Annotated in this window: 16 protein-coding genes; all 16 read right to left on the bottom strand. The window is 46.4% G+C overall.

Annotated features, from left to right (window positions below):
• Nucleotides 1–47 precede the first annotated feature (47 nt).
• The gene (mreD, locus tag SPSPH_RS07300) at nucleotides 48–542 is read right to left on the bottom strand and encodes a rod shape-determining protein MreD (RefSeq protein ID WP_075754602.1); all 495 of its coding nucleotides are present in this window, start codon (nucleotides 540–542) and stop codon (nucleotides 48–50) included.
• The gene (gene mreC, locus SPSPH_RS07295; protein WP_075754600.1) at nucleotides 539–1,453 is read right to left on the bottom strand and encodes a rod shape-determining protein MreC; all 915 of its coding nucleotides are present in this window, start codon (nucleotides 1,451–1,453) and stop codon (nucleotides 539–541) included. The genes mreD and mreC overlap by 4 nt, the downstream gene beginning before the upstream one ends.
• 40 nt (nucleotides 1,454–1,493) lie before the next feature.
• Nucleotides 1,494–2,534, bottom strand: coding sequence for a rod shape-determining protein (locus SPSPH_RS07290; protein WP_075754598.1), 1,041 nt, complete (start codon nucleotides 2,532–2,534; stop codon nucleotides 1,494–1,496).
• A 33-nt stretch (nucleotides 2,535–2,567) separates the two neighbouring features.
• Complete coding sequence (radC, locus tag SPSPH_RS07285) at nucleotides 2,568–3,257, bottom strand: RadC family protein (protein ID WP_075754595.1); 690 nt, start codon at nucleotides 3,255–3,257, stop codon at nucleotides 2,568–2,570.
• Entirely contained in the window at nucleotides 3,254–3,823 is a 570-nt protein-coding gene (locus SPSPH_RS07280) for a Maf family protein (RefSeq protein WP_075754593.1), read from the bottom strand. The genes radC and SPSPH_RS07280 overlap by 4 nt, the downstream gene beginning before the upstream one ends.
• 11 nt (nucleotides 3,824–3,834) lie before the next feature.
• Nucleotides 3,835–4,128, bottom strand: a complete 294-nt coding sequence (locus SPSPH_RS07275) for a DUF4321 domain-containing protein (RefSeq protein ID WP_075754591.1) — start codon at nucleotides 4,126–4,128, stop codon at nucleotides 3,835–3,837.
• Nucleotides 4,129–4,233: 105 nt separating this feature from the next.
• Nucleotides 4,234–4,764 (bottom strand): Gx transporter family protein, encoded by a 531-nt coding sequence (locus tag SPSPH_RS07270; RefSeq protein WP_075754589.1) that lies wholly within the window; start codon nucleotides 4,762–4,764, stop codon nucleotides 4,234–4,236.
• 2 nt (nucleotides 4,765–4,766) lie between these two features.
• Nucleotides 4,767–5,150 carry a NusG domain II-containing protein gene (locus SPSPH_RS07265; RefSeq protein WP_158027053.1) on the bottom strand — a complete coding sequence of 128 codons (384 nt, stop codon included), beginning with the start codon at nucleotides 5,148–5,150 and terminating at the stop codon, nucleotides 4,767–4,769.
• Nucleotides 5,151–5,430: 280 nt separating this feature from the next.
• Entirely contained in the window at nucleotides 5,431–6,384 is a 954-nt protein-coding gene (rnfB, locus tag SPSPH_RS07260) for an RnfABCDGE type electron transport complex subunit B (RefSeq protein ID WP_233138728.1), read from the bottom strand.
• A gap of 51 nt (nucleotides 6,385–6,435) precedes the next feature.
• Complete coding sequence (locus SPSPH_RS07255) at nucleotides 6,436–7,014, bottom strand: electron transport complex protein RnfA (protein WP_075754585.1); 579 nt, start codon at nucleotides 7,012–7,014, stop codon at nucleotides 6,436–6,438.
• Nucleotides 7,007–7,693, bottom strand: a complete 687-nt coding sequence (gene rsxE, locus SPSPH_RS07250) for an electron transport complex subunit RsxE (RefSeq protein WP_223226006.1) — start codon at nucleotides 7,691–7,693, stop codon at nucleotides 7,007–7,009. The genes SPSPH_RS07255 and rsxE overlap by 8 nt, the downstream gene beginning before the upstream one ends.
• A 14-nt stretch (nucleotides 7,694–7,707) precedes the next feature.
• The gene (locus SPSPH_RS07245; RefSeq protein WP_075754583.1) at nucleotides 7,708–8,319 is read right to left on the bottom strand and encodes an RnfABCDGE type electron transport complex subunit G; all 612 of its coding nucleotides are present in this window, start codon (nucleotides 8,317–8,319) and stop codon (nucleotides 7,708–7,710) included.
• Nucleotides 8,320–8,331: 12 nt separating this feature from the next.
• Complete coding sequence (locus tag SPSPH_RS07240) at nucleotides 8,332–9,351, bottom strand: RnfABCDGE type electron transport complex subunit D (RefSeq protein ID WP_075754581.1); 1,020 nt, start codon at nucleotides 9,349–9,351, stop codon at nucleotides 8,332–8,334.
• A gap of 17 nt (nucleotides 9,352–9,368) precedes the next feature.
• Nucleotides 9,369–10,691, bottom strand: a complete 1,323-nt coding sequence (gene rsxC / locus SPSPH_RS07235) for an electron transport complex subunit RsxC (RefSeq protein ID WP_075754579.1) — start codon at nucleotides 10,689–10,691, stop codon at nucleotides 9,369–9,371.
• Nucleotides 10,692–10,762: 71 nt separating this feature from the next.
• Entirely contained in the window at nucleotides 10,763–11,158 is a 396-nt protein-coding gene (locus SPSPH_RS07230; protein WP_233138726.1) for a SoxR reducing system RseC family protein, read from the bottom strand.
• 347 nt (nucleotides 11,159–11,505) lie between these two features.
• Nucleotides 11,506–12,069, bottom strand: coding sequence for a hypothetical protein (locus SPSPH_RS07225; protein ID WP_075754575.1), 564 nt, complete (start codon nucleotides 12,067–12,069; stop codon nucleotides 11,506–11,508).
• Nucleotides 12,070–12,082 lie beyond the last annotated feature (13 nt).

Here is a 12,082-nt window from a genome sequence, read left to right as displayed (position 1 = left end):
TCCAAGAATACCAACGAACTGACATACCAGAGAATTAATTTGCTGTTTCAAAATTGACTGCGGTTACCGAAAGTAATCCGGTAAATCAGCCGGTGAATCGGAATACAAAACAAAATATTATAGGCCAAGGAAGGTAATAGCTGATATTGCAGCATAGGAATAAGCTCCACCTTGTAACCCAACAGCAAAAGCAGAGCCTGCATGCTCACGCTGTTAAAGAAAGTAGCCATGGTAATCGCCAATACCGGCAATACCATACTTTCTTTAAATACCTTGCGTTCAGCCAAGCCGGCTATATAGCCTGTAGCCATCTTCGATAAGGTGTTCAAGCCGAAAATATTGCCTGACGCAAAGTCCTGCATTACACCTGCAAAAAAACCGATACCAACACCCCGCTCCCGGCCGGCAAGCAAACCGCTGGCTACAACAATAATTAACAATATATCAGGTTTAGTCCCATTGCTAAAAATTAATGGCAGTAAGACAGACTGAACAGCAATAGTGCCTAGAAGTAACCCGGCCCAGACGACTATTGTTCTCATTGACCTGCCCCTTTCGGCTGTACAGGCGAACTAGACCAGGTTTGCCCCGGTGTAGTGGGAGCAGCCGCCGACGGCACAAGTTGCACTTCGCGCGACTGTACGATGATTAATACCTCTTCTAGTCTATCAAAATCTACTGCCGGCTTCAAGACAGCATATTTTAACAATCCGCCTTCATCATTAACAATATCCATAACTTCACCAACTAATAAACCTTTGGGATATATACCGCCGAAACCGGAGGTAATGATCTTATCACCCTTGATTACATCGGCGTCACGGGCAATATTAATCATTCGCGGTGCGTGCGAATTAAAGGTACTGCCTTCAACAATACCAGCTACCCGCGACTCAGGCCGTTGCACCAGGCAGCCGACCGCGCTCCGCGGGTCCAGGATGAGCTGCACTTTGGCAGCATTATTATAAACGGTTACGACATTGCCAACAAGTCCTTGGGCAGTTACCACCGCCATATCCTTTGCTATCCCATCGGCAGCACCACGGTTTATGATAATTATGCTGGTCCATGTTCCCGGATCACGGGCAATTACTTGCGCGGTGATAAAATCAAACTGCGGAACAGTTTTTTTGTAATCCAGCATACCCCGCAATCGCGCATTCTCTGCCAAAATCTCCGTAGTATTAACATCTTTTTGGCGCAGTCCCTCATTTTCAGCTTTCAGCGCCTGATTATCACGATACACTGTCATAATTTGTCTGGTAAAAGAACTTGTGTGACGTATAGCAAACCCAAGTTTGCCTAATACATATTCGATCGGAGTTAACAATGTAATTACAGTCTGCTCCATAAAAGCAAACTGATATTTCCCTTTGGCTACAGTACCGGCCAGCAAAAAGACGGTAAGCACCGCCACTAAGAGAATGACCGCCTTTTTGTGAATGAATCGCACTTTCCGGGCCCCTTCCTTACAATAATTCCAGCTACGAGAATCAGCCTAGTTGAGTCTTTTTGGGCGGCATTAGCACCCGTTTTAAAAGATCAATGCTTTCCAGTGCTCCACCAGTACCTGCGGCAACACAGGACAAAGCTTCTTCGGAAATATGTACCGGCATCCCTGTTTCTTTGTTCAGCAGCGTATCCAGCCCTCTTAAAAGCGACCCGCCACCAGTCATAACGATTCCCCGGTCCATGATATCGGAAGCCAGTTCAGGGGGGGTTTTCTCCAAGGTAACCTTAACAGCTTCAATAATACCTGCTACCGGCTCACTGAGTGCTAATTGCACTTCACTGGCTTTAATAATCAAGGTCTTAGGTAAACCGGTTACTAAATCCCGCCCGCGTACATCCATTTGTTCATCGGCTTTCGGAGTAATGGCCGAACCAATAGTAATTTTCACTTCTTCTGCAGTACGTTCACCGATCATTAAGTTATAAGTGCGTTTAATATACTGAATAATCGCCTCATCCATCTCATCGCCGCCAATACGGATAGAACGGCTGGTAACAATGCCGCCCAGTGAAATAACGGCTACTTCGGTAGTGCCGCCGCCAATATCAACAACCATATTCCCGGTCGGTTCATGAACAGGCAAGCCCGCGCCAATGGCTGCGGCCATCGGTTCTTCAATCAAATAGGCTTCCCGTGCCCCGGCCTGAATTGTAGCGTCAATAACCGCTCTTTTTTCAACCTCGGTAACACCGGAAGGTACACCGACAATGACTCGCGGCCTGATAAAAGACTTTGAATCCATTGCTTTTTTTATAAAATATTTAAGCATCGCCTGAGTTACGTCAAAATCAGCAATTACGCCATCTTTGAGCGGTCGAATGGCCACAATATTCCCCGGCGTACGCCCAATCATCTGCTTGGCTTCCTCACCGACAGCCAACACTTCCCCGGTATCACGCTGGATGGCTACTACGGACGGTTCTCTCAGAACAATCCCCCTGCCTTTCACATGCACCAGTGTATTGGCTGTACCGAGATCTATCCCCATATCACGCGATAGTGAACCGAACAAATTGAACATAGAAATTTTAGCCCCTTTCATTTAGAAAACCTATTATATTATTCCCTTTTCCTTAAAACTAACATACTTGCCATCGCCGATTATTACATGGTCAAGTACGGAAATATTCAGTACTGTTCCGGCTTCCACCAGTTGTTTCGTCAATGCGATATCTTCCCTGCTGGGAGTCGGATCACCGCTGGGGTGGTTATGCACCAGGACAACCGATGCCGCACTGTAACTGATGGCTTCCCGGAAAAGTTCCCGCGGATGAACAATAGAAGCATTTAAACTGCCGACAGAGATAATTGCCCGGGCAATAACATGATTCTTGGTGGACAAAAGCAAGGCAACAAAATGCTCTTTTGTCTGATATCTCAGCTCCGGCATCATCAAATCTGCGGCATCACGCGGATTCCTTATTACCGGACGTTCTGCCGGCTCTTTCCGGCTCAGCCGGCAGCCCAGTTCTATGGCAGCCACCACCGTAACGGCTTTGACTAAGCCGATGCCTGCAGTTTTGCTCAATTCCTGTGGTGATATGCTGCCAAGGCCGGACAATTCATATTTAACTAACAGTTGTTCAGCAAGCCGGTTAACCGGCATATTTTTCGTGCCTGTGCGGAGAAGTATCGCCAATAACTCGGCATTACTAAGAGCTTTGGCTCCCTTGGCAAGCATTTTTTCGCGCGGCCTTTCCGTCTCAGGCAGTTCTTTCATCATTAACTGTTTATCTACAGTCATAACAGTTCTACTCCAGCCTGTCCTAATAGTTTTGACAGCAAAACAAGCGGTAAACCCACCACATTATTATAGCAGCCATTAATGCTTTCCACCAGCAGTGTTCCCCGCCCTTGAATCGCATAAGCGCCGGCTTTGTCCATCGGTTCGCCGTTATCCACATATCGCTCGATTTGAGTAACTGACAGCGGTCTGAGGGTAACGGCAGTCGCACTGAAACCAGTGAACACCCGGCCGCCTCTGACCACTGCCACGCCGGAAATAACCGTATGCTCTCTGCCGGCAAGAGCTGTGAGCATTCTGACAGCATCCTGCCTGTCCACCGGTTTGCCAAATACCTTCCCGTCCAAAACCACAATAGTGTCAGCCCCAATGACTACGGCATCTCCGGCAACCTGTTTACTAACATCCATGGCTTTATCGCGTGCCTGACCTATCGCCAATTCGTGAGGCGGCAGGTCTTTAGCATTATCTTCCTCAATTTGGCTGACAACAATCGTAAATGTAAGACCGATTAACTCCAGCAGCTGCTGCCGCCGGGGCGACGATGATGCCAGAACTATTTTCATGCCAAATCCTCCTAAAAACGCCGGAAAAGGATAACTGCCGCAATAATCCCTATTATACTCATCAAATTAGGGTACAAGGCAAAACCAATTACCAGTTTTATTACATACAGGTTAATGGCTACCGGTGGCACATCAAACACAGGAAACGGTTTTATTAAGTAGGGAGCAATGCCTGAAAGCAAACTGGAACTGGCGGCAAGTTCGCCTAAAATGCCGCCGACAACTGCTCCGGTGACAAGAAATAATACCATCATACCCATATTTTTTCCGGCTGAGCTGCCTCTTTTTGTGCCGGTTTTCACCATAAAACCCCCTCATGCATTAACAAATGTTGTCAGAACACTACTATATAACAATATATTGACAAAAGTATGACAAATCATATATGAACAAATGGTATAAGGACATTGTCAATCCGTATCTTTACAAGTCAAGCCATGCTTTACTGGAATTTTAGCAAGAAAATAATTAGCCGCCAGGCCGGTGCAGAGTCCAGTCGGTACGGCAAAAAGCAATAGGTATGGCAGATACCATAACAGCCCCAGACTATTAACAAGCATAGCTGCCAAAATTACTTGCGCAATATTGTGAGTTGCTGCGCCAAGTACACTGACACCGACAGGGGAAAATACCTTGCCGTAGGTATTAGCTGCATAACTCATAATAAAAATACTGGCCAGCGCACCGCCCATACTCATAACAAATGCCGGTCCAAACAGGGAACCGCCAAATAACGAGCCTAGTAACACCCGGGCAACGGTAACATACACAGCATCCCGCCAGCCTAGCATAATGATTGTCAGCAGTGAAATTATATTAGTCAATCCCAGCTTTACACCAGGTACAGGTACGGGAACCGGCAGCCGGCTTTCCACAACATGCAGGGCGGCAGCTACGGCGACAAGCAGGGCTAAAAAAACCAGGCGTTTTGTCTTAGCCATATTTACCTCACAATGTCGTCAATATCAGCAGAACTATCGGCTGTTATTTTGACAACAACCCGGTAAGGTAAACATACGATCTGCTGTGGCGGAGTATTTATCCAGCCTGACTGAACACAAATTTGATCCGGACAGTCAGCTTCTTTCATATGTACATGTCCATCTTTGTACTCAATAACGTTAAAATGGCTATCGCCGCCAATCCTAAATTCTCCGGAATAACCCGGACGTAACGGAATTGTTTTTACTATCTGGCCGTTTACTGATATGACCATATGCTTTTCCTGACCGCTTGCTCCTGACAGGTAGTACATATTAAGGCCGATACCGGCAGTTGCAAATAGTAACAAAGCACTAATCAGCCATTTGTCAGCTTTTGTAAGCATAATTGCCACCTTGCCCATATTCTATTATATTTTACATTAAAATAATGGTTTATGCAAATAATACCAAAATTATCCTTTGCAAGAAAATGCCGGCTTTTACCCGGGCTCTGGCATCATCCGGTCGCAGCGGCAGGAATTATATTTTCACTCCTGAAAAAAGCGGACCGGTAAGTGCCAGCAGCGCAGCGTTGTATGCCTTTGTGCCGGGCCCCTGACCAAAAATCTTGGGAAGACAATAGTAAAGAGGAGGGCTTCCCCTCCTCTTTACTTATTGTTTGTATTATGCTACAACATCTTCCACTTCGCTGCCGGGCACTACCCCAAGCACAGCTTCCCTGATGGCTTTAGTCGGACATTTAGCCAGGCAAGTAGGATTGTTACACTTCTCGATACATACTTTGGCGTCAACAACCGCTAAATTGCTCTCCATCTTAATAGCGCCATACGGGCATTCTTTCATACATAAGGTGCAGCCAATACAAGCAGCGCTGCAGGCTTTCTTAGCAACCGCGCCCTTATCATGTGAATTACAATTAACACGGACAGAAGCTCCCAGCGGCATCATAGCAATGACTTTTTTCGGACAAACTGTTTCACATTTTGCACAACCGGTACATTTATCCGGATCAATAATCGGCAGGCCGTCGGCACTCATTTCCATAGCGCCAAACGGACAAGCTTTGACACAGGTGCCAAGACCCAGACAACCATATTTACAGCTCTTAGGGCCGCCGAATAACAGGTTGGCTGCCACGCAGTCCTCCACACCGACGTATTCATTGGCCTTACCGGCCTTGACATACGTACCGGCGCACCTGACCTGGGCAATCCGGGGGTCAACGGGCGCCGCCGCCTTGCCTGTCAGCTCGCCGACCAGTTTGGCGACAACGTCCTTGCCAGGGGTACAGAGATTGGGCGGGACATCCGGGTTGGTCACCACGGCCTCGGCATAGCCCATGCAGCCGGGATAGCCGCACGCGCCGCACTGTCCTTTGGGGAGTATGTCCTCAACAATATGAATAAGCGGATTAACCTCAACGGCAAACTTCTTGTTGGCATAGGCCATAATAATACCGAACAACAGTCCCATGGAGACTAGTAAAACTATAGCCGCAATTACGGTATCAGCCCCGACATTCGCGTCAATCGACGACTCGACTGCCACTGCAGCATGTACAGCTTGATCAAATCCGGCCAGCATAAGAAACAGAATGCCGGCTGTTATTTTTTTCATTGCGCATATCCTTACAGTTTTTTTCATAATTTATTCAGCCAAACCTCCTTTCTATGAAATCATGCCGGAGAAGCCGAGAAACGCCAACGCCAGCATACCAGCTAGAATAAAGGAAATCCCCAGGCCGTCAAGCGTCTTAGGCACATTCGCATACTGTAATTTTTCCCTAAGGCTCGCCATAAGCACGATAGCTAGGGCAAATCCCGCACCGGAACCAAAAGAGTTTACGACACTCTTAACTAAGCCAAAGCCCTCTGCGGCATTGATTACAGGCAAACCGAATACTATGCAGTTTGCGGCAATCAGCATCAAGTAAATACCCCACATATTATATAATGCAGGCGAATGTTTCTTGATAATCATCTCCAAGAGCTGCACAGAACAGGCGATAAGGAGGACAAAAACCGGTGTTTGCAAAAACTTAAGCCCAAATGGAACAAGGGCAAATGTGTATACAAGCCAAGTCATTACCGAACTTACCACCATAACCGAAGTTACCGCAACACCCATACCAAGCGAGGCGTCAAGGTTTTTGGAAACCCCGAAAAATATGCACAGGCCCAAGAAACGAGTTAGAACGAAGTTGTTAATAAGAACAGCTCCGATAAATAAAGTGAAATACTCACCCATTCGCACTCACTCCTTTTTGCAACGCCATTTTTTGCATTCTTGCCTCTTTCAGTTTCTTACTCGCCGCTTTATCTTGATATTGACCAATGATGGCAAAAAGGCCGATCAAAAGCCCAATAAGCATGAAAGCTCCAGGCGGCAAAATCATAATGAGTGCAGGATTGTAAAAGCCTTCGGGAAATATAGGAATCTTAAACAGAGTCCCGCTGCCAAACAATTCACGGGTAGCACCGATTAAAACCATGGCACCCAGAAAGCCGATGCCCATGCCTAAGCCGTCCACAGCCGAAGGGATAACGCCGTTTTTTGTGGCAAAAACTTCCGCCCGCGCCATAATAATGGCAAAAACGACCACCAGCGGCAAATAAATACCCAGCGCCTCAAAAATCTCCGGAGAAAAAGCTTGCAGTACCAACCCGCTTACCGTAACAATTGTGGATATGGAAGTAATAAAAACAGGGAGGCGCACTTTGGGATTGATAAAGTTTTTCAAAAGAGAAATAACAATATTATTTGTGGTAATAACAAAAGTTACCACAATGCCCATGGCAACCGCGTTATTCACGGTCGCAGTTACCGCCAAAGCCGGACACAAACTCAAGGCCAGCCGGAAAATGGGATTCATTTCGAAAAGCCCTTTGGTAAACTCAGGCCACAATCTCATATTTTCGTTACTCATTTATTTTATTCACCTCACTTGTTCTGGGTTTCTTTCATATATACTCCAACTTCCTCAGCCGCTTCTCTAATACCTTTGGCTATTGCCCTTGTAGTGATAGTCGCGCCGGTCATCGCCTGAATATTTTTATCGGTTGGTTCTTTTACAACTACCAAATCTTCAGGTTTTTTCCCCGGAAACTGTTGATAAAATTTCGGCTCATAGAATTTGTCGCCAAGACCGGGAGTTTCCGCTTGGGATACAACCTTGAAATTTAATAGTTTCCCTTCCGGGCTAACGGCGATAATCATCGAAACTACACTAGAATAACCTTTGCTCGCAGCCGGGACAATATAAGCTATCACCTTGCCGTCAGCCTTCATTGCGGCTTTATACCATCCGGGCTTGTTTTCAATCGGAATTATACCCCAATCATTCGGGCTTAATTTTAAAGCAAACTCCTTATTCGGCACATCTTCAATTACCGCCTGCATAGCTTTTTCTTTTCTTTTCGTATCATTTGCAGCCGCGTAAGGCGCGGTAATAAAATACACTCCCGAAAGAATTACACTTGAGATCAGACAGGCCGTCGTCAAGTTAAGGGCAATTTTTATAAGACTGTCATTTTTACCAGAATCATGTGACATGCTCCCACCTCCTTACACCGTTTTTCCGAACCTGACGGGTTTAATAGCGCGGTCAATAAGCGGCGTTACCGAGTTCATCAGCAAAATAGCATAACAAACACCCTCAGGATAGCCGCCTTGAAGCCTAATCAAAACAGTAAGAGCTCCCGCTCCGGCGGCAAATATAATCTGCCCTTTGACGGTAATGGGGATAGTAACCATGTCGGTAGCCATGAAAAACGCCCCCAAAATCAACCCGCCGGAAAGCATGCTCAAAATCGGGTCACCTGTGAAAAGGCCGGTAGAGCCGTTAACATTATACAAGCCGCCAAAAATCCAAGTCAAAACCGCTACGGTAGAAATCATAACAACCGGAATTTGCCAATTTACATAACCCCGATAAATGAGGTAAATGCCTCCCAAAATCAGGAGAATCGCCGAAGTTTCGCCCATACTGCCGCCATGTGTGCCCAAAAACATGGCCTTGTACATAGTGGCTTGGTCGCCAAAAACCTCCACCAGCTTGGCATAACCTTCCATTTTTAAAATACCCAAAGGAGTGGCGCTAGTAAGCGCGTCAACCGTGCCGGGCATAGCCATCTTCGGCCAGGTTGTCATCAAAACCGGCCAGGAAGCAACCAGCGCCGCTCTGCCGATTAGCGCGGGGTTAAAAATATTAAACCCAAGCCCGCCCATGGTGTGTTTGGCAATGCCGATGGCAACGACAGAACCAAAAACCGGCATATACCACGGCACATCCGGCGGTATGTTCATGCCTAACAAAAGGCCTGTCAAAAACGCGCTTCCGTCATTTATGGTAATAGGTTTTTCCTGCCATTTTTGAATAAGATATTCGGTCAAAACACATACCGCTATACACAGGGCCAAAGTAGTAAAAGCCCCGATTCCAAACTGATAAACGGAAAATAAAGCCGCCGGCGTCAGAGCCATATTAACGGTCCACATTATTTTGGAAATGGATTCATCGCACCTGATATGCGGCGACGCCGAGACCGTCAACATACCGGTGTCAAGTTTTACTTCTGCGCTCATACTCTTTGCGTCACCTCCTATTTCTTCGCCGCAGCCTGGGCCGCGTTTTGGACTTTACATAGTTTGATATACTGAACAATATTGCGCTTGGCGGGACATACATAGACGCATGAGCCACACTCCACGCAGTCCAAAACGTTATATTCTTTCACGGACACCTCAAACACGCCGCGTTCGCCAAGAATACTGAACATGTTGGGTACCAGCCCCATCGGGCAGGCCTCTACACAGCGGCCGCAGCGAATACAGGGCTGTTCATCCCCCATATTTACGTCAGCTGCACTCAGGGCTAAAATACCGGAAGTACCTTTGATAACAGGTACGTCAACAGTGCGTTGGGCCATCCCCATCATGGGTCCACCCATAATCACTTTGACCGGCTGCTCTTTAAAGCCGCCACACAATTCAATTGCCTGGGCAAAAGTTGCGCCTACCCGCAGCAAAATATTTTTAGGTTCGGCAATAGCGCCACCGGTAATGGTAGCAACACGCTCGATCAAGGGGATACCTTTCTCGACAGCATCAGCCATAGCCACCATCGTGCCAACGTTTTGAACAACAGTACCTACATCCATAGGCAGGCCGCCGGATGGTACTTCCCTGTCAAGGATAACCTTAATCAGGGTCTTTTCCGCACCTTGCGGATATTTGGTTTGAAGCGGTACAACTTCGATGGCAGAACCGGTACAGGCTTTACGCATAATTTCAATGGCATCAGGCTTGTTTTCTTCGATGCCGACATAGCCTTTGCTTACGCCAAGAATCTTCATTGCAATCTTCATGCCTGTAATAATGCGCTCGGTTTGCTCCAGCATTACCCTGTGGTCGGCAGTCAGGTACGGTTCGCACTCTGCGCCGTTCAGGATAAATGAGTCAATCGGCTTTTCCGGAGGCGGCGACATTTTTACATGTGTCGGAAAAGTTGCCCCCCCCATACCGACAAGACCGGCAAGGCGGACAATTTCTTTCAGTTCTTTAACATCAAGCGACTGCCAGTCGCGGCTAAGCGGCAGACCGGGTGCCCATTCATCCTTGTCGTCACTTTCAATGACAACTGCCTGACAGGCGCCAAAAACCGGATGAGGATATTCGGCAATTTCTACCACCTTACCTGATGTTGAGGCATGAATCGGACTGGCGACAAAGGCTTGTGCCTCAGCTACTACCTGTCCTTTCTTGACCAGATCGCCCACCTTGACTATCGGTGCGCAAGGCGCTCCCAGATGCTGCCTGGTAGGAATGATGACTTTCCGCGGTATCGGCGCCACTTCTATGGCTTTGGCAGCCGTATACCGCTTGCGGTCGTCGGGATGAACCCCGCCGCGAAAGCTTTTTGCCATAAATTCAACTCCTTTTTATTTAGAAATTTTTCAACCGCAATTTAATATTTTGGCCAGCCCAAACCAAACTGCTACAAAATCCGGGTGATTACCGGCTGCATGTCTGCCCTGGTTCTGGCCTTGCGATCATAATAACGAACATACAAAAGTGACAGGACGCAAGCAATACTCCCGCCGCCCATTTGCAACCAGAAAGGGTCGTTAATCCCCATCATCTCGGTTCCAAAATACCAGCCTACGACAGCGCCGGCAATGGTGCCCAAAACAGGAACGGCATAAACAACAACAGCCGATTTCAGCATGCTTATCTGCTCGATTTCAAAAACCACCCTCTGCCCGCGTTTCGCGCCCACCGGGTTGCGCGCAACAAGAACTATCGCATTGTTGCCAGGACACGAGCCGCAGTTTTCGCAATCGTTATGGCGGCTTGCCTTTACTTTTGCTATATCATCGATAACCTCCAGCACAATGCCTTCATGCAGTTTTTCCAGTTTTTATCCCCCCTTTGGCAGGTGATATACAAGTAATAGTGGATTATTAAAACGAAATATATATTCGCGTAAAACGATTGTTTACCTGCTAATTTACATAAATTAAATTTTTCACTTATCAAAGAAAAATGATGTTAGTAAATTGAAAAAATTCCAACTGTATTTACAATACCAGATTTTCAAAAAAATTACTATACTTTTTTGTGAAATTTTGTACAAAATCTTAAAAATTAACACAATAAATATACTAAAAGCCTTTTCAAACGTTATTTGTAACGTTTGAAAAGGCTTTTAGTATAAAAAGGCTTATATTTTTGAATTTATTATCCTTTAAGCATGGTTTCATTTTTTTCTTCTGTCAGCAATACTTCTTTAATAATTTTTTCTTCTGCCACCACTTTTTCAGGTAATTTTGACCGCAATGCGATGAGCAGTTGCTGCCCTGGCTTAATGTAAAACCGTCTATTTTCCATTTTTCCCTTATATCCCGGCGCGGTATAGGCCAATGTCCAGACATTCCTGCTGTCCAGCGCCGAATTAAACCGATAGGTACGGCGAAATTTAATTACGCCGATAAGCTGGGGCTTATAACGGTATAAACCAAAAATATCACGGTAAGGAATTTCGTGCGTTATGCGGCCTAATAAACCATGTTTGATTAATCTGAGTACCTTCTTATCCATTTCATAGGTGTATTTTGCCGACATACGCTCAATAAGCACAAACAGCACCAACGCTTCAGCCATCAGCTCCACCGGTTGAAATATTCCAAGGGCAAACCATTTGTAAAGTGAAAATACGACAACAGCCGCAAAAGCTGTTACAGCTGCTGTCATCACAATAAAATTCTTTCTGCTGATTTGTGAGCGTACTACTACTTTTTCCAATGCAATCGAAGCC

Origin of the sequence: Sporomusa sphaeroides DSM 2875 (genome assembly GCF_001941975.2) — a bacterium.
Lineage (GTDB): Bacteria > Bacillota > Negativicutes > Sporomusales > Sporomusaceae > Sporomusa > Sporomusa sphaeroides.
Note: the sequence above shows the minus strand (reverse complement) of the source record. Positions and strands in the feature narration are given on the sequence as shown.

What these genes read in the sequence shown, in the direction of transcription:
- rnfB (WP_233138728.1), bottom strand. Translation starts at nt 6,384, where the DNA reads ATGAAAAAAATAACAGCCGGCATTCTGTTTCTTATGCTGGCCGGATTT.
- SPSPH_RS07255 (WP_075754585.1), bottom strand. Translation starts at nt 7,014, where the DNA reads ATGGGTGAGTATTTCACTTTATTTATCGGAGCTGTTCTTATTAACAAC.
- SPSPH_RS07265 (WP_158027053.1), bottom strand. Translation starts at nt 5,150, where the DNA reads ATGCTTACAAAAGCTGACAAATGGCTGATTAGTGCTTTGTTACTATTT.
- SPSPH_RS07270 (WP_075754589.1), bottom strand. Translation starts at nt 4,764, where the DNA reads ATGGCTAAGACAAAACGCCTGGTTTTTTTAGCCCTGCTTGTCGCCGTA.
- SPSPH_RS07280 (WP_075754593.1), bottom strand. Translation starts at nt 3,823, where the DNA reads ATGAAAATAGTTCTGGCATCATCGTCGCCCCGGCGGCAGCAGCTGCTG.
- SPSPH_RS07290 (WP_075754598.1), bottom strand. Translation starts at nt 2,534, where the DNA reads ATGTTCAATTTGTTCGGTTCACTATCGCGTGATATGGGGATAGATCTC.
- SPSPH_RS07275 (WP_075754591.1), bottom strand. Translation starts at nt 4,128, where the DNA reads ATGGTGAAAACCGGCACAAAAAGAGGCAGCTCAGCCGGAAAAAATATG.
- SPSPH_RS07245 (WP_075754583.1), bottom strand. Translation starts at nt 8,319, where the DNA reads ATGTCACATGATTCTGGTAAAAATGACAGTCTTATAAAAATTGCCCTT.
- mreD (WP_075754602.1), bottom strand. Translation starts at nt 542, where the DNA reads ATGAGAACAATAGTCGTCTGGGCCGGGTTACTTCTAGGCACTATTGCT.
- radC (WP_075754595.1), bottom strand. Translation starts at nt 3,257, where the DNA reads ATGACTGTAGATAAACAGTTAATGATGAAAGAACTGCCTGAGACGGAA.
- rsxE (WP_223226006.1), bottom strand. Translation starts at nt 7,693, where the DNA reads ATGAGTAACGAAAATATGAGATTGTGGCCTGAGTTTACCAAAGGGCTT.
- rsxC (WP_075754579.1), bottom strand. Translation starts at nt 10,691, where the DNA reads ATGGCAAAAAGCTTTCGCGGCGGGGTTCATCCCGACGACCGCAAGCGG.
- SPSPH_RS07240 (WP_075754581.1), bottom strand. Translation starts at nt 9,351, where the DNA reads ATGAGCGCAGAAGTAAAACTTGACACCGGTATGTTGACGGTCTCGGCG.